The following is a 24577-nucleotide window of genomic DNA, read 5'->3' on the forward strand; positions in this document are numbered from 1 at the left end:
CCCTTCAGCGCCGATGGTACTGCACTCGACAGGGTGTGGGAGAGTAGGACACCGCCGAACACGCATTAGAGAAGCCCCCCAACCAGTACTGGTTGGGGGGCTTTCTCGTACCCAAAACACCCCGAAACATCCCGTCGCCGGCACCCCCCGGATCGAGTGAACGGTACGTTCGTCGCCTCAGATCGACCGAACGTACCGTTCACACCATCAAGGGCGGGCACGCCGCCGACTCACCACCCCGTCCGGGATCGAGTGAACGACACGCTCACCCTCTTAGGGCGAGGGGAACGGTACGTTCACACCATCAGGGCAGGGATTGGGCGAGGAAGATGCCGTCGCCGATGCACGTAGCGACTTGTTAGCCAAGGTATAGATTGTGAACCGTCTCATAAGTCCGAAGTACTCTCCGATTTTGTGCCTTCGTCCCTAGCGCTTTGGCCTAGGCTGAGTCTCATGGTGGGGTTGAGCAGCTCGAGGGTGTCGCATTTGCGACTCGTTCCGACGGAACCTGAAGAACTGCAAAGGTTTGTGCAAGAAGCTGGCGGAGGGCGTGGGGGCATTCAGATTGCGCGATCGTTGCGTTCGAAGAGGCGCGCGGTACCGGCGCAATACGCGATACGTATCAGTGTCGACAATGTTTCCACTCAGATCTGGCGACGAATCCTCGTCGCGTCGGATCTGAATCTGGATGACCTGCATTCGGTGGTTCAACGGGCAATGGGGTGGAGTGGCCGTCAATCGCACGCGTGGTCCAAGTCCGGCAGCCGATTTCCCGGCGAGGTCGAAGAGTACGTAGCTTCCGGGAGCAACGCCGAGCAGCGTCGGGCCGGCCGAGCGGCGATCGTAGAGTCCGCGGTACGCCTGGACGAGGTCATGGTCTCGCCTGGCGATGAAATCAGTTATCGCTACGGACGCTTCGGGAACTGGCGCCACACGCTGACACTTGAATCTTCCGAAGTACTGCCCGACGGGTTCCAAGTTGTGTGTGCCGCGGGTCGCGGTGCTTGTCCGCCGGAGGAATGCGTCGGACCTGGCGAGTACGAGCAGCTCCTCGGTGTTCTCGCTTCGGAGAAGCTGCGCTCCCATGAATGGACCCTCGAATGGCCACAAACTGATTTCGAGCCGACACGATTCGAGATCGCTGAGGTCAATAATCGACTGCATAGTCCTAGACCGGACGAGATCGCTGCGTCGTACGACATTGCGAAGCTCGTCGAATGCCTGGGACCCTCGCGAGTCCCGGAACTGCACGCGGTCCTCGCCCGAGCAGGCATTGACGATCAGTCGGCAATCGGGGAGTTGGTCCACGTCGAGGCGGGCCAACGCATTCAAGCGGTTCTGGCTCTGATCGGTGTCGAAGGGATCGGTGCCGATGATTTCTTCACGACGGTCGACGCGATGCTCGACGAACCTGAACTGGGACCTGTAAACCTTCCCCAAGGGCGATCACTCTTCGCAGTGCTCAAGAAGTTCGGCCTGGTGCGAACGCACAAAGGGCAGATTGTTCTGACGAAGCGGGGACAGTCGGCAGAGCGGGACGCGTCAATGACGTGGTCGGTGATCGTCGAGGGAGTTCCGGTTGCGCCCGGCGGCTCGCAGAGAGCGGTGGAACTCCTTGTCCTCCTTGCCGTAGCCGCCGGCATGTCGCCGGCGGATCGTCATCGTTTCGTCGCGGGAGCGCTGGAGTCGATTCGGTCGTCGAGCATCCTGATGGCTGGGGCTCAGACTCCCAGACGTGACACGTCAGGGAGCACCGTAGAGGTGCTCGGATTGATCGGCGCTACGGGGTACGAGCTGGGGAAGTTCGGCAGCAAAGCGGACTCGCCCTGCGCTGTTCACCTCGCGAGGGCGATCTTGCGGCGTTAACTCGCGCGTCGACACAGACAACCGAAACGGGGTTCGATCCGGCAATGCCGAATCGAACCCCGTTTCGTGTACCGATAGAGATCAGATGTTCACGCCGTAGTCGCGGGCGATTCCGGCGAGTCCGGATGCGTATCCCTGTCCGACTGCACGGAACTTCCATTCGCCATTGTGGCGGTAGAGCTCACCGAAAAGCATGGCTGTCTCGGTGGATGCATCTTCGGAGAGGTCGTAGCGTGCCAGTTCGGAGCCGTTCGACAGATCTACGACGCGGATGTAGGCGTTGGTGACCTGTCCGAAGGACTGGAGTCGCGCATCGGCGTCGTGAATCGAGACGGGGAAGAAGATGTTGGTGACGTTGGGCGGTACAGCCGGGAGGTCGACGTTGATGACCTCGTCGTCGCCGTCACCTTCACCGGTGAGGTTGTCGCCGGTGTGCTCGATGGATCCGTCGGGCGAGCGAAGGTTGTTGTAGAAGACGAAGTGAAGGTCGGAAAGGACCTTGCGTTCCGGGCCGGTGACCAACGCGCTGGCGTCGAGGTCGAAGTCGGCACCACTGGTGCTGCGTGCATCCCAGCCGAGACCGACTGCGACCTTGGTCAGATTGGGTGCGGCCTTCGACAGAGATACGTTGCCGCCCTTGGCAAGTGTGACGCCCATTCAGGTTCCTCTCGTTCGAACGAAGTGGATTTCTTCGTTCGGGAGTTCTGTGTTGTCCGTTCGCGACTCACATTACCGTGAGCGGGTAGGTGCGGTTCGACCGAATAGGCACCTCACTCGAACAGCGCGCGAAGATCCTCGGCGTCGAGTCCGGTGCCCAGTGTGCCTTCGGCGTCCATGACATTCGAGAACAATGCCGACTTCTTGGCTTTGAGCGCCATGACCTTCTCTTCGATGGTGTCTTTGGCAATGAGGCGGTAGACCATGACGTTTCGTGTCTGCCCGATGCGGTGAGTACGGTCGACCGCTTGTGCCTCGGCGGCCGGGTTCCACCAGGGGTCGAGAATGAAGCAGTAGTCGGCCTCGGTGAGATTGAGGCCGAAACCACCAGCCTTGAGGCTGATCAGGAAGACGGGGACTGCACCAGACTTGAACTCCTCCAACACTTCACCGCGATTGCGCGTCGAACCGTCGAGATAGCTGTACGGAATTCTTTCCTCGTCGAGTCGGTTGCGGACAGAACCGAGGAACCCGGTGAATTGGCTGAAGATCAACGCACGGTGTCCGCCGGCAATGACGTCGTCCAATTGCTCGACGAGAGCGTCGACCTTGGCCGATGGGACGGGTCCGCTTTCCTCGCCGACCAGCGAGACGTCGAGACTGAGTTGGCGTAGCAGCGTCAGCGATTGCAGGATCGTGAACCGATTCTTGTCGACGTCGTCGAGCAGTCCGAGAATCTTCTGCCGTTCGCGTTGCAGGTGGGTGTCGTAGATCGCGCGATGGCTCGGATGCAACTCGATCTCGAGTATCTGTTCCTGCTTCGGCGGCAAGTCTGCAGCCACCTGTTCCTTGGTGCGCCGAACCATCAGCGGTTTGACGCGCCGCCGAAGTTGCGCCAATCGCTCTGTGTCGCCTTCCTTTTCGATGGGGTTGCGGTAGACGTCGGTGAAGGTGGTGGGACTGGGGAACAGTCCTGGTGCAGTGATCGCGAGGAGCGACCACAACTCCATGAGATTGTTTTCCATGGGAGTGCCGGTGATCGCGAGTTTGAAGGGTGCGTTCACTGCCGTCGCACACTTGTGGACCTTGGACTTGTGGTTCTTGGCGAATTGGGCTTCGTCGAGTACCAGTCCGGACCAGACGCCCGCCGAATACGCATCGGTGTCGAGGCGAAAGAGAGCGTACGACGTCACGACGATGTCCGCCCCGTCGACGAGTGTTGCCAGGTCGGTTCTTCTGCGCCGCAGAGTATCCGTGATGACAGCGGTGTGGAGGGTTGGTGCAAACTTGGCCACCTCGGATTTCCAATTGGAGACCACGCTGGTGGGAGCAACGATCAGAAAGGGCGGCGCCGCTGGATTCGATTGCCGTGCAGTGCAGATCATTGCGAGAGTTTGCAGGGTCTTGCCCAGGCCCATGTCGTCGGCGAGTATGCCGCCCAGGCTGTGCTGCCGGAGGAAGTTGAGCCAGCGGAATCCGTCGACCTGATAGGGGCGCAGTGTTGCCGTCAACGTGGCGGGGACGTCGACGGGATCGATCCCGGAACCGCCGAGCAATCCTGCGATCTGCTTCTTCCAAGCTGCTGCCTGATGTTCGACTCTTCCCAGTGTCGTCAATTCTTCCCACAGCCCGGCTTGAAACTTGCTGATCGCGAGTTTGCCGGTAGGCCGATCGAGTAGCGACCGCGCTTCGGTGATGAGACGGTGCAGGCCGAGTAGTTCAGGTGCGTCGAGCCGAAAGTAGGCGCCGTCCGGTAGCAGTATGTGAATCTCGCCCTTGCTCAGAGCAGAGAACAGTGTTGTGAACGGAACGCTTTGTCCCGCAACATCGACGGTGACATCGAGGTCGAACCAGTCGGATCCGCTGTCCCCGTCGGGGGCTGATGTGCTGAGGCCGATCACGACAGCGTCGTCTGCAGGCCGGTAGTCGGCGGGGGTTCCTGCAACCGTGAGGTCGATGGCGTCGTGCGCTTCGAGTTGGGGCAGGAGGTCGAGTGTGAACTGCATGGAATCGAGGCCGGTCAAAGTTCCCGCGAGAGTGGCCTTCGCCGCGGCCGCGCCGAGGCTGTTGGTGATGGCATCTTCGGCAGCGTGATTGCGGACCTCGGACTCGTCGGTGGTTGCATCGGCGGTAGAAATGATCAGTTCGTCGGCATCGACGGTGTACTTCCATGCCGACTCGATGTCGATGCGGTGGTCGCCTTCGTAAGTGGCCATCAGTTGTAGCCGAGGACCGGACACAGTCGGTGGGTTGTAAGCACCGTCGGAAGATAGGACGGGAGCGAGGCTTCCGAGTTTGAACACGAACCGCGAAGTGAACGCATCTCGATGCTCGGCGGGTATGTCGACTGACTTTCCGGAGTCGATCAACTGCCTCAATTGGTGGGTGACCGGCGTGTGCAGCGGTGCGAGCGTGATCGCGTTGGCGGCGTCGAGCGCGAAGACTCCATGTGCCGGTGTACCGACAAGTCCCCAGTCGGAATGGGTGATGATGTGCCCATCGGTCTGAATTCGGGGAGTGAGACGGAGGTTGTTGTCTTCCGCTCCGTGGACGTCGAGGCAGATGTTGGCGTCGTCGAGTAGGGAGATGTTGCCGAGGCCGGCCTTCGAGTGAACGAGTGAAACGCCGACGCTGATCGCCTCATCAAGAAGCGACCAGAGTTGCGGGCTCGGAAACCCGGCAAGATCGATCTCCGCTGCATTCTGATTTCGGTAATGGTTGCCGGCGCTGTGGAGGAGATGAATGTCGCGTAGAACCCGGATGTGGTCGGCAGGGAACTGAAAAGTGCTTCCGAGTTTGTTCCAGGCGAGTCCGCCGGAGATCCACCCTCTCGCTCCTGGTTGCACTGGTTTGACGAGGAGCCGTGTCGATGCGCCTTTGGTTCGCGCGATGAATTGAATGCCGAGTCCGGGAGTTGTGCGGCCGTCGGGGTCTGGTCGGAGCAACTCCTCGAGCGCGCTGTCCCATCCGAGGTGTTGTGGAGTCTTGTTCGCCTCGGCCACCGCTGCGAGCACCAACGCGACTACGTGCTTGCAGTTAATCCGCACGGGACACGTGCAGAGGCCACGCGTGAACGTTGCTTTACCGGCCGCGCTGCGACTTACCGAAATCGTGCAGGTGTACGGCTCTCGCGCAGTTCCCGATACAGCGCCGGTCAAGGTGTCAGCGGTGTCGTTCCATGCGATGGATTCGACTGCATTCTGCCGCAGGTAGGTAAGTCCGCGTTCGTAGGTGGTTGTGCCCACGACAGCGCGAATTCGGTCGAGGTCGAGGGCCCTGACTGAATCCGGTTGCACGGGGCCAGCCTAGTAGCGGTGACCGACAGATCTTGTCGTGGTCGTTTGTCCAAGAAAGTCCGAACTGCACGGTATGTTCACGGAAACATCTTTGACTGGTTTGGGAGTTTCATGAGGACTGAGCGGCGTGCGTGGATCCGATCTGCGCGCACAGGTGCGGTGTGTTTGGCCGTCTGTGCACTTTCTTTGCAGTTGGGCGGACTGTCGACGGCAGCGCCGAGTTCCGGGAGCTCGGGAAGCTCGGGAAGTCTGGGCAGCGTCGAGGGCAGCGTGAGTTCGGGGTCGACGATCCCAGGACCGCTTCAGGAGGATCCGGGCCCCAAGCCGGAGCTGCGCGACGACATCGTCGTCCCGGCCATCGTCGGCGAGAAGGTGACCGCACCGCAGGCTGTCAGGCTGACGGTGGCGTCGCCTGCACTTCGACGCGAGGTCGGCGTCGAGATTTTGCTACCCGCTGACAATTCGGTTCCGCGCCCAGCGCTGTACATGCTCGAGGGTGTCGACGCCGGAGAGAAAAGCAGCGGATGGATGACGATCGGCGGCGCCCCGGCGTTCTTCGCCGACAAGAACGTCAACGTCGTGATGCTCAATGGCGGAATCGCGAGCCTGTACTCGGACTGGGAGAATCCGGATCCGCGGCTGGGACTGCACAAGTGGGAAACCTTCATCACCGAGGAGTTGCCACCGCTGATCGACGCGCGACTCGAGACCAACGGAATCAACGCGATTGCCGGCAATTCCATGGGCGCGATGGGCGCAATGATGCTCGCCCAACGCTTTCCGGACATGTACCGCGGCGTTGCCGTATTCAGCGGCTGCTATTCCACGATGGATCCGCTCGGCCGAACTGCCGTCCAGGCCACGATATCGTCTCGAAGCGGAGATCCGGCCAACATCTGGGGTGTGCCAGGGGGACCGGAGTGGGAGGCACACGATTCGTTGATCAACGCAGAGAAGTTGCGTGGCAAGGAAATCTACGTGTCGACTGCAAACGGTCGTCCCGGATCTGACGAGACGCTGCAGACTCCTGAACTGCTCGAGCGTCTGGTGATCGGCGGCGGCATCGAGGTTGCCGCCCACGCCTGCACCAAGATGTTCGACGCTCGGTTGCAGGAGCTGAAGATTCCGGCGCAGGTGGATTACGAGCCGAACGGCACGCACGCGTGGGCGTATTGGCGTGAACGACTGCCGAAGGCGTGGCCGACTCTGTCCCGGGCATTGGGCGTCTGACGGTTCGACAACAGTGCTCGGGTTGTGGATGCACCACAACCCGAGCGTTGGATCACTCGCAGGCGATGCCGTCGTTGTCCCGGTCGAGATGCGGGGCGTATCCGTTCTGGCCCCGGTACAACGGAGCTGCGCCGGCATTACGAACGGCTGTGCAGTTCTGGTAGTACCGCGCTGGTGCGGGAGTGTTCTGCGGCGCCGGCTGGTTCTGGGGCGCTTGCGGAGCGGGCGGCGCCGGCGGTGCGAAGACCGGGGGGAAGGAACGGCTGGACTGCGTCGGCAGAGCCAGTCGGAATCATGCGTGCGATCTCGATCGGTAGGAAATCGAAAACCGTGGATGCCTGAGCGGCGGGTGCGGCAACCAGAGTGATTGCGGCGCAACCTGCGACGCTGAATGCCAGACGGCGGAGCTTCATGTGACCTCGTGTTCAACTGGGCAGCCCTTCCACTTCTGAGGGCTGTGCCGGCTGAGCATACTGGTCATAACGACCAAATGGTTTATTTCGGTAAGGGTGAAATCTGGGGTGAAAAGCAGCGTCCCGCACCGTATTGCTCAGGTGCGGGGACGCTGCTGTAGTCATCGAGGGTTACGCGTCGACAAGTTCCTCGGCGAAGGGATCACCGTTGCGGGGAGCGTCGAAGCGCTCCTTGTCGAGGATTCCCTCACGCTTTGCGACGATGACCGGGACCAGTGCCTGGCCGGTGACGTTGACTGCGGTACGGCCCATGTCGACGATCGGTTCGACTGCGAGGAGCAGTCCGACGCCGGCAAGGGGAAGACCCAGGGTGGAGAGTGTGAGTGTGAGCATGACTGTCGCACCCGTAGTTCCGGCCGTTGCTGCCGAGCCGATGACCGAAACGACGACGATCAGCAGGTAATCGGTGAAGGTCAGCGGAACGTCGTAGAAGCCGGCGACGAAGATTGCCGCGATCGCGGGATAGATTGCGGCGCAACCGTCCATCTTCGTGGTGGCACCGAGCGGAACGGCGAACGAGGCGTACTCACGCGGAACACCGAGGTTGCGTTCGGTGACGCGTTCGGTCAGCGGCAGGGTGCCGATCGACGAGCGCGAGACGAACCCGAGCTGAGTTGCGGGCCAGACACCGGAGAAGAAGCTTCGAACCGAGAGACCGTGTGCGGCAATCAGGATGGGGTAGACCACGAAGAAGACAATGGCCAGACCGATGTAGATGGCGGCGGTGAAGACGCCCAGCGAGCCGATTGCATCCCAGCCGTAGGTGGCGACAGCGTTGGCGATCAGCGCGGCGGTGCCGATCGGGGCGAGGCGGATGATCCACCACAGGACCTTCTGTACGATCGCGAGCAGCGAAGCGTTGAACTCGAGGAACGGCGCAGCCTTGGGACCGATCTTGAGTGCAGCAATACCGATTGCACCGGCGATGACGAGCAGCTGCAGGACGTTGAAGCTCAGCGATGTAGTCGCCACGCCTTCGGCGACGGAAGTCTTTGCACCCAACCCCAGGAAGTTGTTCGGAACCAGTCCGGTGATGAACGCCCACCACGAGCCGGAACTCTTGGGTTCCTTCGCTGCTTCGGCGGCGACGTCGGTCCGTGAACCGGGATCGGTGATCAGGCCGACGATGATGCCGATGATCACAGCGATGAAAGCGGTGATCGCGAACCAGAGCAAGGTCTGCACGGCCAGGCGAGCTGCATTGGCGACCTGGCGCAGGTTGGCGATGGAGCTGACAATGGCGGTGAACACCAGCGGGATCACCGCAACGGTGAGCAGCTTGACGTAACTCGAGCCGATGGTCTGCACGGTGCCGACCAACCAGTTGACGTTGCCGTCGGCCGCATCAGGCATTGCCCGGGCGACGAGACCGATGATGACGCCGAGTACGAGACCGGCGACGATCTGCGGTCCGAATGCCGTCGCCCAGGACGGAAAACGGGACGTGGACTTTTCCGGCACGCCGGTGGAGGTGGAGCTGGGCATGACTATGCCTTTCGAAAATCAAGGGAGCGAAACGCAGCGCGGCACCAGAGGCCGGGCAGATTCGAAGAAATGTTTCCTGGTACGCGTCAGGTCAGAGCGAGCGCGTACACATTGCGCTCGCCTGCAGGCGAAGGTCGACGTAACGCCGACTGGTCAGGAACAACACTGTCCACACACTACTCGCAGCTTCAACTACTCGATCCCGAGGGTCGCCGCGGGAGTTCGCTTCGTGTTCGTCGGGCGTGCCCCGATCAGTCACTGTTGGTCGGTTGACTAGTCTCGACGATCAGTAGGTGCCGCACCGGCGCCTACGCGTCGGCAAGCGGAAGCGAGAGACCGATGAGCGTTCGGAATGCCGAGTACCCGCGTCCGAAGCATTTCCTGGTGCACCTCAGTGACACGCATCTGGTGGCTCAGGGGGAGTTGTACGACGCCGTGGATGCGTCGACGAGATTGCGGGAAGTGCTCAGCGGGATCGTGGCCTCGGGCGCACGCCTGGATGCACTGATATTCACCGGCGACCTGACCGACCAGGGACACCCCGACGCATACGCGGAATTGAAAGCCATCGTGGAACCTGTGGCGGCCGAGATCGATGCGCAGGTCGTCTGGGCGATGGGCAACCACGACGACCGCCCTACGTTCAGATCTCTGCTGTTGGGCGAGGACGCCACCGATGATCCCGTCGACAACGTCTACGACCTTGACGGACTGCGGGTGATCACCCTGGATTCGTCGGTTCCCGGGCATCACTACGGTGAGATCACGGATGGCCAATTGGATTGGCTACGCGCAGAATTGGCGGTGCCGGCGCCCGACGGAACAATTCTGGCGCTGCATCATCCGCCGGTTCCGTGCATTCAGGATCTCGCGGTTCTGGTGGAGTTGCGCGATCAGTCCCGGTTGGCGGACGTCTTGCGTGGCAGCGACGTCCGGGCGATTCTTGCTGGGCATCTGCACTATTCGACGACGGCGACGTTCGCCGGCATTCCGGTTTCCGTGGCGTCGTCGACGTGTTACACCCAGGACCTGAATGTGGAAGTCGGTGGTCAGCGTGGTCGTGACGGGGCTCAGGGGTGCAATCTGGTGCACGTGTACGACGAGACAATTGTTCATTCGGTCGTTCCACTCGGCGCGCACGTGACGGTCGGTGAGCCCGTCGACGCGGCCGAGGGTGCCCGGAGGCTCAGTGCTGCCGGCATTCGAATCCTCGAGAGCGAAAAGGCGGCACGCTCGATCATCTGAGGTGGCAGGCGGTTTCCGACACCCACGCGCAGTTCTGGGTGATTGCCGGGCGGTCGCGTACTCACTACCGTCGAGGTAGGTGCAGAGCTCCAGCAACAAGGACCGGCTAGCTGGACGGCAACCCTTCTTGCCGATGGGGTGCCCCGGAATCACACCTGGCGATACGCGCGGTGCGTGTCGCAAGCGGCAGTCGCCACGAGAACCGTCAGTCGGGTGCTGACGGTTTCTGCGGTCGGCACTGTGCGCTCCCGAGTAGTTCTCGAACAGGAGTATGCGCCGATGACCTCCACCCCCTCTTCTCATCTTGCTCCGTTGCATCTCGCCGTAGCGCTGGACGGTGCCGGTTGGCACCCAGCGGCCTGGCGAGAGCCGCACTCGCGCCCCAGTGAGCTGTTCAGCGCGTCGTACTGGACTGACGTGGTGACGACCGCCGAGCGCGGTCTGCTCGATTTCGTCACCATCGAGGACAGTCTCTCGGTTCCTGCGGACCCACTCGCGCCCGTCGACGACGCGGTTGACCGGGTGCGCGCTCGGCTCGACGCACATCTCGTGGCCGCCCGACTGGCACCGATCACGAGCAATGTCGGCTTGATCCCTACCATCACCACCATTCACACCGAGCCGTTCCACGTGTCCAAAGCCGTTGCCACGCTGGACTACACCTCGCGCGGTCGCGCCGGATGGCAGGTGAAGGTGTCGGCGTCGGAATCCGAGGCAGCACAGTTCGGGCGCCGCGACATCCCAGCGCTCACCGATGCCGACCGTCAGTCGATCGTTTCAGGCGTCCTTCCGGACTTCGTGCACGCGCTGTTCGACGAAGCTGCGGAGGCAGCCGACGTCGTCCGGAGACTCTGGGACAGTTGGGAGGACGACGCCGAGATCCGTGATGTGGAGCAGCGCCGATTCATCGACCGGGACAAGCTGCACTACATCGACTTCGAGGGAAAGTACCTCTCGGTCCGTGGACCGTCGGTGACTCCGCGCCCGCCGCAGGGGCATCCCGTCGTCACCGCATTGGCTCATCAGCGGGTCGCGTACGAGCTGGCGGCGCGGACGGCCGATCTGGTGTTCGTGACGCCGTTCGGCGACGAGCAGGTCACGGCAATCCTGGGTGAAGTGCGAGTAGCCGAAGAACACGTGCAGCGCACCGGCGAACCGCTTCGGGTCTTCACCGACATCGTCGTATTCTTCGATGCTCCGGAAGAAACCGGAAAGGAACGGCTCGCTCGCCTCGACGCGCAGGCCGGCGCCGAATACCGTTCGGACGCGCTGACCTTCACCGGCACCGCGGCTGAGTTGGCAGATCTTCTGCTCCGGTGGCAGCAGTTGGGAATCGACGGCTTCCGGTTGCGGCCGGGCGTCGTCGTGGACGACCTCGACGCGATCGCAGGTGAGCTGGTACCTGAATTGCAGCGACGCAGCGTATTCCGCACCGAGTATCCGCAGACGAATCTTCGCGGACTGCTTGGCCTACCCATCGACGTTCCCAACCGCTACGCCGCCGGTACTCCGGCCGCCTGACAGACGAGGAATACATTTTCATGAGTTCTCAGAAGCGTAAGCAGGTCATCCTGGGTGCCTACCTCGGCGGCGTCAACCATCACACTGCATGGTGGGATTCGCAGGCGGGCAGCCAGATCGAGTTCGATTCCTTCGAACACACCGCTCGAACCGCCGAGCGTGGGAAGTTCGACTTCTTCTTCCTCGCCGAAGGCCTTGCCCTTCGTGAGCGTGCAGGACAGATTTTCGATCAGGACATCATCGGTAGGCCGGACACCTTCACCGTGCTCGCATCGTTGGCAGCAGTGACCGAACACCTCGGTTTGGCAGGCACCATCAACGCCACGTTCAACGAGCCTTACGAGCTGGCAAGACAATTCGCGACGCTCGATCAGTTGTCCGGAGGACGTGCCGCCTGGAACGTCGTCACCTCGTTCGACGCATTCACCGGCCAGAACTTTCGTCGCGGCGGATACCTGGATCGTGCGCAACGATACGAGCGTGCGGAGGAGACCGTAGCGCTGGTGCGTCAACTCTGGGATTCGTGGCGAAGCGACGACATCGTGGCCGACAAGGCATCAGGGCGCTTTCTCGCGCGACCGGATGCCGGTGAATTTGCTTTCCATGGATCACATTTCGACGTGAACGGCCGATTCACGGTGCCGCGTAGCCCGCAAGGGCGCCCGGTTATTCTGCAGGCCGGGGTGTCGCCGCAGGGGCGCGATTTTGCTGCCGGTAATGCCGACGCGATCTTCTCACCGTATGGTCAATTGCCCGAGGCAGCCGACTTCTATCGTGACATCAAGGCTCGTGCCGTTGCGGCCGGACGCGACCCGGGTGACATCAAGATCTTGCCGTCGGCGAGTTTTGTTCTCGGCACGTCCGAGGCGGACGCAATCGAGAAGTATCGAGAGATTCGCGACCAGCAGGTCACCGGCCAGACCGCTTTGGTTCTGCTCGAACAGATCTGGAATCTCGATCTGTCGAAGTACGACCCCGAAGGGCCCCTACCCGATATCGCACCAGACCCCGAGGCTCCGCCGATCATCCAGGGGCGCGCCTTCATTCACCAGGATCGTTTCGCGACCGTGGCAAAATTGCGCGCGGTCGCCGAGAGCAAGAAGTTGAATCTGCGCGAAGTGGTGATCGATCAGTTCGAGCGTGGACCGATCGTGGGTACACCGCAGCAGGTTGCCGAGAAAATAGATTCGTTTGTCAGCAACGACGGTTCGGACGGATTCATCCTCGGGTCGCACCTCGTGCCGACCGGCCTCGACGAGTTCGTCGACGACGTGGTGCCGCTGTTGCAGGATCGAGGTGTCCTCCGCAGTGACTACGAAGGAACGACGTTGCGTGACAATCTCGGACTGCCCATTCCGGTGCAACGGGAGCATGTGACAGCACGCTGATCGACCGAAGTAGCAAGGGCCCAGCCGAAATCGGCTGGGCCCTTGTTTCGTCTAGGCTTCCCAGGGCGCCGGGATGGGGTAGTAGCTCTCCAGGAACTCCGTGATCTTGCGTGTGCGAAGTTCCAGATCGATCTCCGGAGCGCTGCCGTCGTTGAGGCAGAAGAAGTCCATGGAGCGCTTGGCGAGCAGTGAGTCCATGTCGCGCAAACCGGCCTTGACCGTCGTATCGACGTATTTGACGGCGGCGGACTTCTGCACCACCGACCGTCCACTCATGAGCGTGTAGTAGTGGTACAGCGAATTGGTCACCGAGATATTGGAACTCGCGCGGAAGGTGCTTGCTGCAGTGGCCGCGAAGTCTTCGGCGAACTCGCGTTCCATCTCGGCCATCACGCTCTTGCGTAGTGGCGTCGCTGCGTGCTCCAGATGTCTGGTGGTCATCAGACCGAAGCGGTCCTGTAGCAGACGGCGGTTGACGCGAGCCGCATTCTCGAACCCGCTGCGGTCGTTGTCGTTGTGTCCCAAACCGATTCTGGTGTCGGCCTCGATGAACATGCTGATCCCGCCGGGGGAGAAGAACATATCGGGGCCGACGGGGCGACCGAAGAACATGTCGTCGTTGGAGTAGAGGAAATGCTCCGCCAGACCCGGAATATGGTGCAGCTGGCACTCGACAGCTTGAGAATTATGGGTGGGCAACACACTTGGATCGGCGAAGAACTTTTCGCTGGGCATGAACGTGACTCGCGGATCGTCCGCAAGCCAGTCCGGACGATCGGAATCGGTTGCGACGAAGATCCGCCGGATCCACGGCGCGTACATGTGGATGGATCGAAGCGCGTATTTGAGCTCGTCGATCTGACGGAAGCGCGCTTCTGATTCGTCGCCCTCTCCGACGATGTAGTTCTGCATGCGCTTGGCGCGCTGAGCCTGAAACTCCTTGGAAGAGCCGTCGACCCAGGAAAAGACCAGATCGATATCGAAGCTGATATCGGAGGCATGATCGGCGAACATGTTCTCGATGGTCGGCCAGATCCGGCCGAATCGCTCGACGGTTCCTCGGACAGCTTCTTCGGGGAGGACGGTTCGTCGTGTCAGTGAGTTCTCGACGGGTAGGACGATTTCTTCGTCGGAAATCGACCACAGTTCGATTTGAACGCCGATGTTCGCGCCGTAGTTCATGCCGCTTGCGACGTGAACCCGCGGACGGAACAAGCGGAAGATCCGTGACTTGTTGGTTTTCGACAGGGCACCGTCCGCGACAAGGAGCGCTGGGCTCTTCTTCGCGTCGACGGTTTTGGAATAGAAGGGTGCGTTTGCGCATCCCTCGACAAGTGCCTGCCGCAGGTTTTTGCGCTCGGTCCAGCTCACCGCGATCACGGGGCGCTCGTCGTTTCCGCGGACGAGTAGATACTCGATTCCTGCGGCGTCGAGGATGTCACGGATGAAGAGGAGATCTTCGACCATCGCCTCAAGCGGCGTGGTGGTCGTGATCGCGAGGGCAAAACGATTCTTGAATCGGACGGTCTCGGGTAGCTCGCCCATCCGTGCGCGTGACGCGGCCGACGCCGGTTCCACGGGATTGGGGGTGTCCTGCTCCGGGGGTACGAAGTAGATGTCGTGCGGAGCGGGAGATTCTGTAATGGGATGCCTTCCGATTCTGATCCAGCTGTGTATCTGTCGCCCCCGACGCTGCGAGAGCGTGGTGGCGACGAGCTCAGTCTATGCCGTCGGCGCCGAAAGTCGGACATGAGTGACGGCGATGGGTAGGGCGGGGCGAGTCGGGTACCCCGAGGACCGAAGCGAGAGTGAAGGAGGAGAACCGATGCGTGTGAAAGCGATGGTCGGAACAGGCGCGGTGGCGGTTGCGCTGGCCGCCGGCCCAGTTGCGACAGCGTCTGCGGAGCGAACCGAGGCAGCGGGGTCGGAGGGTTCACCAGAGATGCTGACCTGCGAGGTGGTCTTCGATGCACTCGAAGACATGAGCCCGGAATGGACGGAAGAGGGGATCGATCAGGTCGAAGACTGGTGTGAGGCGATCACCGGCGAAGAAGACTGACCGTCAGCCGCGCGAGATCACTCGTCGCGACAGTCGCCACCGCCCGTCTTCGAGTTCGAACTCGTCCGCGTAGCTCCCGACGCCGCTGAGTTCGGGCGACGTGGCTGTGTCGACGTAGAACGTCCACACCGCATCCGCGCGGGCTGTCGTTTCCGAGGTCACGTCCACGGCGATCGCCGTGGTGACGTGGCGTGTGAATGTGCCCGGGCCTTGTATGCCGGCGGCTCGACGCTCGACTACTCCAGCAGCAATTTCTTCGCGGCCACGTCGTACCTGTGCGGGGATACCGCGATCGGGGTTGGCCGGCATGTTCCATTCGGCCTCGCGGGTGAACTGCTCCACGTAATCCTCGACCGAGCCGGTATCGGCAAGATGCGCGATGCGAGCGAGCGTTGAACGAATCTGTTCGGCAGGGCCCTCGGGTTGCATGCTGTCCTCCGTAGACGTGGGTGCGGCAGATCGCACGCTACAGCTCATGACGACAACGACGACGGCCTCGTCCCAGTGAGCGGCAATATTCTCCGGCGAGGGAGCGGCGAACTTTGAGATCACCTCGAGTTCAACCGTATTTGAGCCCGCAGCGTAAATGATTGAGTGTTCACAGTAGGCAGCGCCATGACGACTGCCGCGCCCGTAGGCTTGACCGACTCACAGGAGATCGCCATGTCCGTCACCGAACTCGAACGTGTCACCCAGACCCCGGAGCAGATCTACGCTGCCGGCGGAATCACTGTCCACAAGGTCGGTGAGCTGATCGGCGCCCGCATCGACGGCGTACACCTCTCGGGGGATCTGTCCGAAGAGACCGCCTACGCGATCAACTATGCGCTGGCAGCGCACAAGGTTGTGTTCTTCCGTGGGCAGCATCATCTCGACGACACGTCGCAGTACGAATTCGCCGGAACCCTCGGCACCCAGACCACCCCGCATCCGACGGTGAAGTCCAGGGGCGACAAGCTGTTGGTGCTCGACCGAGCCGCCAACAGTTGGCACACGGACGTGACGTTTGTCGACCGCATCCCGAAAGCCTCGATTCTGCGAGCGACGACCATTCCCGAGTACGGCGGAGCGACCACGTGGGCGTCGACCACCGCCGCGTACGACCAACTGCCGTCTTCACTCAAGGTCTTGGTCGAGAATTTGCGGGCCGTTCACACCAATGCCTACGACTATGCCGAGGTTGTCGATCAGGCGAACCCGGTAGACGCGCAGCGCCAGGCCTACTACGCCGAATTCACCCGTGAGATCTACGAGACCGAACATCCGGTGGTGCGTATCCATCCGGCGACGGGGGAGAAGACCCTCCTGCTCGGTCACTTCTTCAAGGAGTTCGTCGGGCTCAAACCGTCGGAGTCGGTAGCTCTTTACCAGATCCTGCAGGCACGAATCATCAAGTTGGAAAACACTGTTCGATGGAACTGGTCGGCCGGCGACCTGGCGATCTGGGACAACCAGGCGACTCAGCATTACGGTATCGCCGACTACGGGACTCAGGCGCGCAGTGTGCACCGAGTGACATTGGCCGGCGACGTCCCCGTCGACGTCCACGGCGAGCAGAGTCGAATCCTCCAGGGTGACGCCGCGGAGTATTCGATCATCGCGGACATCGATCGGCTTCCCGGCTTCGCCGCGAACTGATCAGTCGTGCTGCGGGTGATCCGGCGGGAACATCTGTCCCCATGAGTGACTGCACGCTCGGCACGTCCATTCCGGGGTGTCCGGTCCCACGACGCAGCCAGTTACGGCGAGCCACGGTAGGTGATCGAACGGATGGACCGGCATCCCCGGTGCACACTGAGCGGTTCTGTGTGCACCGCAGAGTGGGCACGACGGATTCTTCGCCAGCATGTAGTCGATGAAGTTGGTGTGCCCAGACGTGGCCATCCTTCCGGTGCACTTGCGGCACAGGACGGCTGGGTAGTCGTCACCAGGTTCAGCCTGCCTGAAGATCCGTGATGCGGAATGAAAGTGAAGGCGATCGCTGCTGTTGAACTTTCGCAACGGCATCGGTGAGCTGCAACCTGTGCAGTTGCCCCGCTCGTTCATCAACGTTCGGGCGTGGGCAGCTGTGGACGTCGGATCCAGCGTGTCGATGTCGCCGAAGTAGTGCGCATAGTGTGACTGGCCGGCCGTGAGAATCCGGTCGGCCAGTGCGTCGTCGACCGGCCCAGGATCCGTGGGAAACGTGATGGACCATCGTTGTTCGAGTTCTGGAACGGTGGGCAAACCGTGGAGTTCGTACGGGCGTTCATCGACTTCCATCGGCGACGTGCCGTCGAAGGGCGCAGCCACGGTCTCGATGCAGAGCAGCGTGCGAGGAGTGGTATCGAGAACCGTGACCAGCAGGTCACCGATGGCCATCTTTCCGTGCATGATCCAGGGATCGACACGGGCTCGGGGTTCGAGAAACGCGACCACGGCATCGATCCATGGCGTGCCGAGTGCGATGAATACGTGCTGACCGGAGCTCCGCGTGATCATCGGACGATTCTCGCAAGGGCTGCCGACAGCGTCAGGCTTTGACCACCTTGCGCCCGAGCAGCGATGCAACCAGTCCGTCGACGAAGGTCGCTTGCCGTCCGAGGGGATCGGAATCCGCTGCCGCGACGCTGCCGATCGAAATCGATCTCGTCAGACCGGTCTCGCTGATGAATTCGGCGGCGAGGTGCGCTTCTCGGAATGTGAGGCCGCCCAGATGTGTCGTGTCGTCGACTCCGAGAACACGTCCGTCGATGATGTCCATGTCGAAATGGACGTGGACGCCGTTCACACCCTGGCCCGCCGCGGCGAGGACGCGAGGCATCAAGGCCGCCATGCCATGGCGATCGATCTCGTCGATCGTCACCAGCAATACCCCGTACTCGTCGAGTGCGCGCTTGTGATCGACCGTGGCGTTCTTGACGCCCACCAAGACGGTGTTCTCCAAACTGGGGCCGTGCAGATCCGCCGCCGACGACAGCAATTGTTCGATGTCACCGTGTGAAGCGAAAATGATTGCACCCAAATCGGTTCCGGGTTCGGTGGCGATCGGAATTCTGGTGTTCTGCCAGGCTTCGGCAGTGAGCCACAGCGGCAGCGTTGTGAGATCCGCAGCGGCATTCTCTGCTTGAATGCAGTCGAAACCGATTCCGGACATGTCCTCACGTAGACCGTGATCGAGGAGATGGCTTGCCAGGCCGGTAGTTTCGAGGTCGATCAATTCGACGGTCGCATTGGCATCGATCGGTTCGGTGCCCAGAACGTATCGCTTTTCGACGTAGGGCGATGTCATCGCCATCAAGAGCGCGCCGTAATCGATCGTGAAGTCGACGGTGCCACCCAGTCGGTATTCGTCACCTGTTTCTCCGGCGTCGACGAGGAGGTGATCGCTACTGGCGCTGATCACCTTCAGGCGCGGATCGATCGGGGTCAAGCCTTCCGGCGAGATGTCTTCGCGGCCGATGGACAAGATCAGGCGTCGGCTCGGCTTGTCCTCGTTGTCGAAGACGGGGCGTCGGCCGAATGCGTCTTCGCCTGAGACTCCATACGGCCGCGACGGCTTGACCTTGGCCTCGATGATGTCCGCGGTGAGAGTGAAGGCATCGTTGTTCAGCAGTTCGTACAGTCCGGGGGGAGTAGGTGATTCGGCCAGAACAATGCTGGCGCCCAAACGCAGATGGTTGATCCCCTCGGGCATCGTGCCCGTCTCGAGTAGTGGCAGCGAGAACGTATTGCCGCCGGAAACGATCGGCAGTTCGATCGAGAACCGCTTCGTGATTTCGTCGGCTAGGTAGACCAGATTCGACAGGTTGTCGACGGTCGGTTGGATGCCACCGACGCACGCGAGGTTCGCGCCGATTCCGATCAGTCTGATGCCCTCGATGGGAAGGATTTCAGCGACTACGTCCAACGCCTCCGCCGGCAGGATTCCTTCGCGGAGATCTCCGAGGTCGATCATCAGCACGATGTCGTGGACGACTCCTCGCGTTCGTGCTGCTCTGCCCAGAGCAGCAATCGTCGTCAACTCGGAGTTGAGGCTGATGTCCGCGTAGCGGATCGTGTCGTCGATCTCGTTCAGCGACGGTGCGCGGATCAGCATCAGGGGAACGGTGATGCCGTCGCGGCGAATGCGGGCCAGGTTGTCCAGGCGGGAGTCGGCGATCTGTGCGACGCCGCCGCGGACCATTGCTCGCGCCACCTTGGGGGAGCCACATGTAGATTTGCTGACGCCCGCCACCGCAATACCCTTGGCATTGGACGCTTCGACGAGGACGCGCGCATTCTGTTCGATACGACGCAGGTCGACGGTGATGGTCGGTCCGGTCATGATCTCCCCGTTTTCTCCGAAGGTGGTTCACGATCCGGGCATTCCAGACCGGACGGTTGGCGTGAGCTGGGCAACTTTGCTCCAACTGTTGTGTCGCAGGACACTTACGTGCAGTATGAGGATACAACAGTTTCCTACCAGGCACTCTAGAGGAGCGTCGATGGCTACTCTCGTCAAACACGTACTTCGGCGCAAGCCGGCTTTGCAGATAGACCAGGAGACCGGCGCAGATACCAACGGCGGTGAGCTGACCCGCAGTATCGGTTTGGCGCAGTTGTCCATGTTCGGCATCGGCGCCACGATCGGCACCGGTATTTTCTTCGTCCTCTCGCAGGCGGTCCCGGTCGCCGGTCCGGCAGTGATCATCTCCTTCGTTGTTGCCGGTGTCGTCGCGGGACTCACAGCGATCTGTTACGCGGAGTTGGCCGGAGCTGTCCCAGCGTCGGGCTCGTCGTATTCCTACGCTTACGCGACGCTCGGAGAGCTTCCGGCCATGGCCGTCGGCGCGTGTCTGCTTCTCGAGTACGGAGTCTCGGCCGCGGCGGTGTCCGTCGGATGGTCGCAGTACTTGAACCAGCTACTTGGCAACCTCTTCGGGTTCCAGATCCCCGACGCGCTGTCACAAGCGCCGGAGCAGGGCGGCATCATCAATCTGCCCGCAGTGATCCTGGTGTGCCTGTGCGGTGTTCTGCTCATTCGCGGTGCCAGTGAATCGGCCAAGGCCAACGCCATCATGGTCTCGATCAAACTCGCAATTCTGCTGCTCTTCATCGTGGTCGGCATCGCCGGATGGAACAGCAATCACTTCGCCGACTTCGCACCGTTCGGATTCAGTGGCGTCATGTCCGCCGCCGGAATCATCTTCTTCTCGTACATCGGCCTCGACGCCGTGTCCACCGCCGGCGAAGAAGTGAAGAACCCTCGTCGCAATCTCCCTCTCGCGATCCTCATTGCGCTCGTGTCCGTCACCGCGATCTACATCGCCGTTGTCGCCGTCGCGATCGGTGCACAGGATTCCGCATCGTTCGAAGGTCAGGAAGCCGGACTGTCCGCCATCCTCGAACAGGTGACCGGATCTACCTGGCCGGGAACACTTCTGGCCGCTGGTGCGGTGATCTCGATCTGCAGCGTCACGCTCGTGGTCATCTACGGTCAGACCCGCATCCTGTTCGCGATGTCACGCGACGGCATGATTCCGTCGATCTTCCACAAGGTGAACCCGCGGACTCTGACGCCGGTGCCCAACACCATTATCGTCTGCGTCGTCATCAGCATTCTGGCCGGTTTCATTCCCATCAACTTCCTCGCCGAAATGACCAGTATCGGAACCCTGGTGGCCTTCCTTGTGGTCTCGATCGGGGTCATCATCCTGCGGCGCAGTGACCCGGACCTGCCGCGCAGCTTCAAAGTTCCCGGCTATCCGGTGACGCCGATCCTCTCGATCCTGGGCTGTCTGTGGATCATCAAGGACCTCCGAACCGTCACGATCTACGTGTTCCTCATCTGGGTGACCGTCGCGATCATCTGGTACTTCGCCTACGGTATGAAGCACTCGCGCCTCGGGGCGAAGAACCGCGCCGAACTGGGATCGGAGTCCGAGTCATGACGTTGCTCGCGGGATACGCACCCGACGGTGACAGCTCCGGAACCGTCCATCTGGCAACGCTGTTGGCGCGCTCGTCCGGTGAACCGTTGGTGATCTGCGCGGTGATTCCCTCGCCGCCACCGCCCGGAATGGCGCGGGTCGACGCCGAATACCACCAGCAATTGCGAGCCGAAGCCGAAGCGGCACTGGCGAAAGCGCGGGCAGACATGCCCTCCGACGTCGACGTAACCTATGTCGTGCATGAGGCTCAGTCGACGTCGAGTGGCCTGCTCGATCTCGTTCACGAGCACGAAGCCAAGATGATCGTCCTGGATTCGTCTACGGCCGGGGTGTTCGGTCACGTGGCTCTCGGCAGTGTCACCTCCCGCTTGCTGCATAGCTCCGACGTCCCGGTCGCGCTGGCGCCGAGGGGATTTCGAAGCAAGCCCGGTGAGGTGGTTCGCCGCGTCACCGCCGCCTACTCGGGCACACCCGATCAAGACGATCTGGTGCTCGCCGCCGCGACCGTGGCTGCGCGTGTCGATGCCGGACTCAGACTGGCGGCGTTTGCAGTTCGCGCAAACGCGCAGTACACGACCACACTCGGGACCGAGGGGGATTCACCGATCATCTCTGAGTGGGCCGAGGTGGTCGAGCGCGAGACCAACGCTGCCTTCGAGCGCGTGCGTGCACTGCCCGAAATACCCGACGTCATGGAATCGGTTATCAGCCATGGTCGTAACTGGGCCGAGGCGCTCGAGGGCGTCGAGTGGGACCGAGGTGACGTTCTGACTGTCGGCTCGAGCAAGGCAGGTCCACTGGCGCGGGTGTTCCTCGGCAGTCGGGCAGCGAAGATCGTGCGGTACTCACCGGTTCCGGTGGTGGTGGTCCCGCGATCGGCGTCGACCCGAATAGTCGATCAGGCCGAAGCGGAATAGAGATCAGGGCCGACGAGCGGAGTGCTTGTCGGCCCTGATCTTTCAGACGGAGCGAGCGAAGAGCGCGGGCTCGGAGCCGGGAACCTGAGAGACCTGCTCTCGGGCAACCAGATGGCGAAGGTGAGCTGCACCTTCGGACAACGCCATCGTCTTTCCCATCGGGGAGATCTCGGCCCACGGCTTGTACCACTTCATCTTTGCCGCGACGTCCCACACGGTGAGCTTGTCGTCGGCGAACTCCTGCAGCAGGTGATCGAGTCGCTCCTGGTGATGCTCGATCAGCTCGCCGGCGCGACCTCCGACGTTGTCGATCGGAATGCCGTGTGCGCCGAGACCGCGGGTGATGTTCATGTTCTGCACCCGTGCGAGCGAGTCGAGGAAATCGGCGAGGGCATCACGCTCGTCGAGGGGGTACACGAAGTTGCCGACGTGCGGTGTCGTCTTCTGCAGGACGTGGTCGCCGGTGAACATGACGTCGGCGTCGTCGAGGTAGAAGCAGACGTGACCAGGCGTGTGGCCGGGGGTGTAGACAACGCGGAGGCCGCGGCCGGTGAGCGCGATGATTTCGTCGTCCGCGAGAAGGCGGTCGGGAGCGGACTCGGGGCCCACCGGAGACTCACCCGCGGCAGCCAGTCGGAATGCATCACGGTCAGCTGCGGGCGCTCCGGCACGTTCCATGTTGTCGAGCTGGTACGCCATCCACTCCTCGTTACGCGCAGTGGCCATCTGATCGAACAAGTAGTGGTCGTCCTCGTGCATGGCGATCCAGGCGCCGGATGCCTCGCGGACCCGTCCACACAGTCCGGTGTGGTCCGGATGGAAGTGCGTGACCACGACGCCCTCGATGTCGGTCACCGAATGCCCGATCTCGGCGAGCCCCGCGTTGAGGCCCTGCCAGCCGTTGTCGTCGCCCCATCCGGCGTCGACCAAGATCAGTCCGCCGGGGGATTCCATGGCGTAGACGAGCGTGTGCCCGAGCGGGTTGTCCGTGATCGGGACAGGAATCTGGAATATGCCATCACCGATGGCCGCCGCACCGTTCATAACAAGTACCTCTTAACGATAAGGGAACGCACTCTTAGTACTTCATGTTTACCGTGCGCTCGTTTGGTTGGTGACACAGGTCCTGCCTGGCGGGAGTTCGGCATGTTTTCGGGCGACTTCGGATCGGGGAGAGTTTTATCGACCGAATAGTGTCATTGATTCGAAAGTAGTTGTTGAATAGGGTTTTTCGTGATCTCGTCGTGTCAGGGGCGTCCTCGGATGGTGAATCCGTCGACGAGTCGCGCACTAGCCTCCGAGGGACAGGCGCGCTGTGCGGTTATCGAGAAAGACGGGTCATGCGTTTTCAGGTTCTGGACATCATTTTCAACCCACCCCATCCAGTGACCGGCGAGGAAGTTGCCCCGTCCGATCGGCTCAACCGCGTCGTCGAACTGGCGGTTCTCGCCGAAGAACTGGGTATCGATTCGTTCTCGGTGGGTGAGCGCCATGCCGGGCCGGTTCTTTCGTCGGCGCCAACCGTCGTTTTGGGGGCGATTGCGCAGGCCACGGACAGAATCCTGCTGTCGACAGGTGTCACGGTCCTTTCGCTACTTGATCCGATCCGAGTCGCCGAAGATTTCGGAACCATCGATCAACTCAGCCGGGGACGCCTCGAGATCGTGATCGGCAAGGGCAACGAGGTTCTTCAATACCCGCTCCTCGGTCTGGACATCGCCAAGCAGTACGAGTACCTCACCGAGAACTACGAACTCCTCAAACTGCTGATCAGCGAGGAAAACGTCAAGTGGGTGGGAACGCACCGGCCTTCGCTCGAGGACGCGACGACGCTACCGCGTCCTTTCGACGGCCCGTTCCGTATCTGGCACGGATCGGCTACCTCGTTCGAGGCCGTCGAACTCGCGGCGAAGTGGGGCGACCCCATCGTCACCGCCAACGCCTTCCAGCCTCGTGAGAACTACAAAGTGCTGATCGACCACTACCGCGAGCAGTACCTGGCGTACGGACATGACCCGGCCAAGGCGTATGTCGGTTCGGGTTCGGGCGGATTGTTCCTCGCCGACACGACCGAGCAGGCCATCGAAGAGTTCCGTCCGATCTACGAGGGCGCCGTTGCGCAGGCCGACAAACGCAAGCACGATCCCAAAGCGGTCGGAAAGTCGACAAGCTTCCGGACCATCGAGGAAGCCGTCGACCGTGGGCCGGCATTGGTCGGGTCTTCGGAGCGAGTCGCCGAGAAGATCCTCGATTATCACGAGAGCTACGGCCACGATTTCCAATCGGTGTCGGTCAATCACGTGCTCGACTTCGAGCAGCAGAAGGACACCCTGCGCCGATTTGCGGAAGAGGTTATCCCGCTGGTGAAGGCCGAACTGTCGACGACGCTGTGGACCTCGGCCGACAAAGATCGGGCGAAGGGTTTCACCGCCGTCGACTGAGCGGAGAAGTCTGACTGTCGGGTAAGCGGGTCCGGCGCTGCGACCGCTCACGAGCTGCAGTAACTTGTTACCGACATCGCGGTCGGT

Annotated in this window: 18 protein-coding genes, 1 pseudogene and 1 riboswitch; of the genes and pseudogenes, 10 read left to right on the forward strand and 9 right to left on the reverse strand. The window is 61.7% G+C overall.

The window, feature by feature from the left end:
- Positions 1–576 precede the first annotated feature (576 nt).
- Positions 577–1866, forward strand: a complete 1290-nt coding sequence (locus RhoBH5_RS26120) for a plasmid pRiA4b ORF-3 family protein (protein WP_270008960.1) — start codon at positions 577–579, stop codon at positions 1864–1866.
- Between the two features lie 81 nt (positions 1867–1947).
- On the opposite strand, the gene RhoBH5_RS26125 is transcribed toward RhoBH5_RS26120, so the two are convergent.
- Both RhoBH5_RS26125 and RhoBH5_RS26130 read right to left on the reverse strand, forming a co-directional pair.
- Positions 1948–2523, reverse strand: coding sequence for a TerD family protein (locus RhoBH5_RS26125; protein ID WP_003940660.1), 576 nt, complete (start codon positions 2521–2523; stop codon positions 1948–1950).
- 113 nt (positions 2524–2636) lie between these two features.
- Positions 2637–5819 (reverse strand): DEAD/DEAH box helicase, encoded by a 3183-nt coding sequence (locus tag RhoBH5_RS26130; protein WP_270008961.1) that lies wholly within the window; start codon positions 5817–5819, stop codon positions 2637–2639.
- Positions 5820–5930: 111 nt separating this feature from the next.
- Between RhoBH5_RS26130 and RhoBH5_RS26135 the strand changes: the two genes are divergently transcribed.
- The gene (locus tag RhoBH5_RS26135) at positions 5931–7049 is read left to right on the forward strand and encodes an alpha/beta hydrolase (RefSeq protein WP_125051585.1); all 1119 of its coding nucleotides are present in this window, start codon (positions 5931–5933) and stop codon (positions 7047–7049) included.
- 52 nt (positions 7050–7101) lie between these two features.
- Here the strand turns inward: RhoBH5_RS26135 and RhoBH5_RS26140 are convergent.
- Both RhoBH5_RS26140 and RhoBH5_RS26145 read right to left on the reverse strand, forming a co-directional pair.
- Positions 7102–7462: pseudogene (locus tag RhoBH5_RS26140) on the reverse strand (excalibur calcium-binding domain-containing protein).
- Positions 7463–7633: 171 nt separating this feature from the next.
- A complete protein-coding gene (locus tag RhoBH5_RS26145; protein ID WP_003940669.1) occupies positions 7634–9007 on the reverse strand; it encodes a dicarboxylate/amino acid:cation symporter in 1374 nt (457 codons plus the stop codon).
- A 339-nt stretch (positions 9008–9346) separates the two neighbouring features.
- Here RhoBH5_RS26145 and RhoBH5_RS26150 point away from each other — a divergent pair, with 339 nt between their 5' ends.
- The 3 genes from RhoBH5_RS26150 to RhoBH5_RS26160 all read left to right on the forward strand — a co-directional run bounded on the left by RhoBH5_RS26150 (position 9347) and on the right by RhoBH5_RS26160 (position 13161).
- Complete coding sequence (locus tag RhoBH5_RS26150; RefSeq protein WP_214927361.1) at positions 9347–10252, forward strand: phosphodiesterase; 906 nt, start codon at positions 9347–9349, stop codon at positions 10250–10252.
- 78 nt (positions 10253–10330) lie between these two features.
- Positions 10331–10444: riboswitch (SAM riboswitch) on the forward strand.
- Positions 10427–11773, forward strand: a complete 1347-nt coding sequence (locus tag RhoBH5_RS26155) for an LLM class flavin-dependent oxidoreductase (RefSeq protein ID WP_270008962.1) — start codon at positions 10427–10429, stop codon at positions 11771–11773. (Overlaps the previous riboswitch by 18 nt.)
- A gap of 20 nt (positions 11774–11793) precedes the next feature.
- Positions 11794–13161 carry an NtaA/DmoA family FMN-dependent monooxygenase gene (locus tag RhoBH5_RS26160; RefSeq protein ID WP_270008963.1) on the forward strand — a complete coding sequence of 456 codons (1368 nt, stop codon included), beginning with the start codon at positions 11794–11796 and terminating at the stop codon, positions 13159–13161.
- Positions 13162–13212: 51 nt separating this feature from the next.
- Here the strand turns inward: RhoBH5_RS26160 and RhoBH5_RS26165 are convergent, their stop codons facing one another.
- Entirely contained in the window at positions 13213–14706 is a 1494-nt protein-coding gene (locus tag RhoBH5_RS26165; RefSeq protein WP_020970156.1) for a stealth family protein, read from the reverse strand.
- 280 nt (positions 14707–14986) lie between these two features.
- Here RhoBH5_RS26165 and RhoBH5_RS26170 point away from each other — a divergent pair, with 280 nt between their 5' ends.
- Positions 14987–15220 (forward strand): hypothetical protein, encoded by a 234-nt coding sequence (locus RhoBH5_RS26170; RefSeq protein WP_047269827.1) that lies wholly within the window; start codon positions 14987–14989, stop codon positions 15218–15220.
- A 3-nt stretch (positions 15221–15223) separates the two neighbouring features.
- On the opposite strand, the gene RhoBH5_RS26175 is transcribed toward RhoBH5_RS26170, so the two are convergent.
- Entirely contained in the window at positions 15224–15772 is a 549-nt protein-coding gene (locus RhoBH5_RS26175; protein WP_230358892.1) for a nuclear transport factor 2 family protein, read from the reverse strand.
- A gap of 111 nt (positions 15773–15883) precedes the next feature.
- On the opposite strand from RhoBH5_RS26175, the gene RhoBH5_RS26180 reads away from it, so the two are divergent.
- Positions 15884–16858 carry a TauD/TfdA dioxygenase family protein gene (locus tag RhoBH5_RS26180; protein ID WP_003940665.1) on the forward strand — a complete coding sequence of 325 codons (975 nt, stop codon included), beginning with the start codon at positions 15884–15886 and terminating at the stop codon, positions 16856–16858.
- Here RhoBH5_RS26180 and RhoBH5_RS26185 read toward each other — a convergent pair whose 3' ends face one another.
- Together RhoBH5_RS26185 and RhoBH5_RS26190 are read right to left on the reverse strand one after the other, a co-directional pair.
- Complete coding sequence (locus RhoBH5_RS26185) at positions 16859–17701, reverse strand: hypothetical protein (protein WP_042447964.1); 843 nt, start codon at positions 17699–17701, stop codon at positions 16859–16861.
- 31 nt (positions 17702–17732) lie between these two features.
- On the reverse strand, positions 17733–19526 hold the full coding sequence (locus RhoBH5_RS26190; RefSeq protein WP_270008964.1) for an alanine racemase: 1794 nt from the start codon (positions 19524–19526) through the stop codon (positions 17733–17735).
- A gap of 160 nt (positions 19527–19686) precedes the next feature.
- Between RhoBH5_RS26190 and RhoBH5_RS26195 the strand changes: the two genes are divergently transcribed.
- Entirely contained in the window at positions 19687–21132 is a 1446-nt protein-coding gene (locus RhoBH5_RS26195) for an amino acid permease (RefSeq protein ID WP_003940657.1), read from the forward strand.
- Positions 21129–22049 carry a universal stress protein gene (locus RhoBH5_RS26200; protein WP_270008965.1) on the forward strand — a complete coding sequence of 307 codons (921 nt, stop codon included), beginning with the start codon at positions 21129–21131 and terminating at the stop codon, positions 22047–22049. The genes RhoBH5_RS26195 and RhoBH5_RS26200 overlap by 4 nt, the downstream gene beginning before the upstream one ends.
- 42 nt (positions 22050–22091) lie before the next feature.
- Here the strand turns inward: RhoBH5_RS26200 and RhoBH5_RS26205 are convergent, their stop codons facing one another.
- Positions 22092–23093 carry an MBL fold metallo-hydrolase gene (locus tag RhoBH5_RS26205; protein WP_054827347.1) on the reverse strand — a complete coding sequence of 334 codons (1002 nt, stop codon included), beginning with the start codon at positions 23091–23093 and terminating at the stop codon, positions 22092–22094.
- Positions 23094–23389: 296 nt separating this feature from the next.
- On the opposite strand from RhoBH5_RS26205, the gene RhoBH5_RS26210 reads away from it, so the two are divergent.
- Positions 23390–24490 carry an LLM class flavin-dependent oxidoreductase gene (locus RhoBH5_RS26210; protein WP_054825837.1) on the forward strand — a complete coding sequence of 367 codons (1101 nt, stop codon included), beginning with the start codon at positions 23390–23392 and terminating at the stop codon, positions 24488–24490.
- The last annotated feature ends 87 nt before the right edge of the window (positions 24491–24577 follow it).

It is taken from the genome of Rhodococcus sp. BH5, from assembly GCF_027583855.1.
In the GTDB taxonomy this organism is placed as follows: domain Bacteria; phylum Actinomycetota; class Actinomycetes; order Mycobacteriales; family Mycobacteriaceae; genus Rhodococcus_F; species Rhodococcus_F qingshengii.

What these genes read in the sequence shown, in the direction of transcription:
- RhoBH5_RS26125 (WP_003940660.1), bottom strand. Translation starts at nt 2,523, where the DNA reads ATGGGCGTCACACTTGCCAAGGGCGGCAACGTATCTCTGTCGAAGGCC.
- RhoBH5_RS26135 (WP_125051585.1), top strand. Translation starts at nt 5,931, where the DNA reads ATGAGGACTGAGCGGCGTGCGTGGATCCGATCTGCGCGCACAGGTGCG.
- RhoBH5_RS26145 (WP_003940669.1), bottom strand. Translation starts at nt 9,007, where the DNA reads ATGCCCAGCTCCACCTCCACCGGCGTGCCGGAAAAGTCCACGTCCCGT.
- RhoBH5_RS26150 (WP_214927361.1), top strand. Translation starts at nt 9,347, where the DNA reads ATGAGCGTTCGGAATGCCGAGTACCCGCGTCCGAAGCATTTCCTGGTG.
- RhoBH5_RS26160 (WP_270008963.1), top strand. Translation starts at nt 11,794, where the DNA reads ATGAGTTCTCAGAAGCGTAAGCAGGTCATCCTGGGTGCCTACCTCGGC.
- RhoBH5_RS26165 (WP_020970156.1), bottom strand. Translation starts at nt 14,706, where the DNA reads ATGGGCGAGCTACCCGAGACCGTCCGATTCAAGAATCGTTTTGCCCTC.
- RhoBH5_RS26170 (WP_047269827.1), top strand. Translation starts at nt 14,987, where the DNA reads ATGCGTGTGAAAGCGATGGTCGGAACAGGCGCGGTGGCGGTTGCGCTG.
- RhoBH5_RS26180 (WP_003940665.1), top strand. Translation starts at nt 15,884, where the DNA reads ATGTCCGTCACCGAACTCGAACGTGTCACCCAGACCCCGGAGCAGATC.
- RhoBH5_RS26185 (WP_042447964.1), bottom strand. Translation starts at nt 17,701, where the DNA reads ATGATCACGCGGAGCTCCGGTCAGCACGTATTCATCGCACTCGGCACG.
- RhoBH5_RS26190 (WP_270008964.1), bottom strand. Translation starts at nt 19,526, where the DNA reads ATGACCGGACCGACCATCACCGTCGACCTGCGTCGTATCGAACAGAAT.
- RhoBH5_RS26195 (WP_003940657.1), top strand. Translation starts at nt 19,687, where the DNA reads ATGGCTACTCTCGTCAAACACGTACTTCGGCGCAAGCCGGCTTTGCAG.
- RhoBH5_RS26200 (WP_270008965.1), top strand. Translation starts at nt 21,129, where the DNA reads ATGACGTTGCTCGCGGGATACGCACCCGACGGTGACAGCTCCGGAACC.
- RhoBH5_RS26205 (WP_054827347.1), bottom strand. Translation starts at nt 23,093, where the DNA reads ATGAACGGTGCGGCGGCCATCGGTGATGGCATATTCCAGATTCCTGTC.
- RhoBH5_RS26210 (WP_054825837.1), top strand. Translation starts at nt 23,390, where the DNA reads ATGCGTTTTCAGGTTCTGGACATCATTTTCAACCCACCCCATCCAGTG.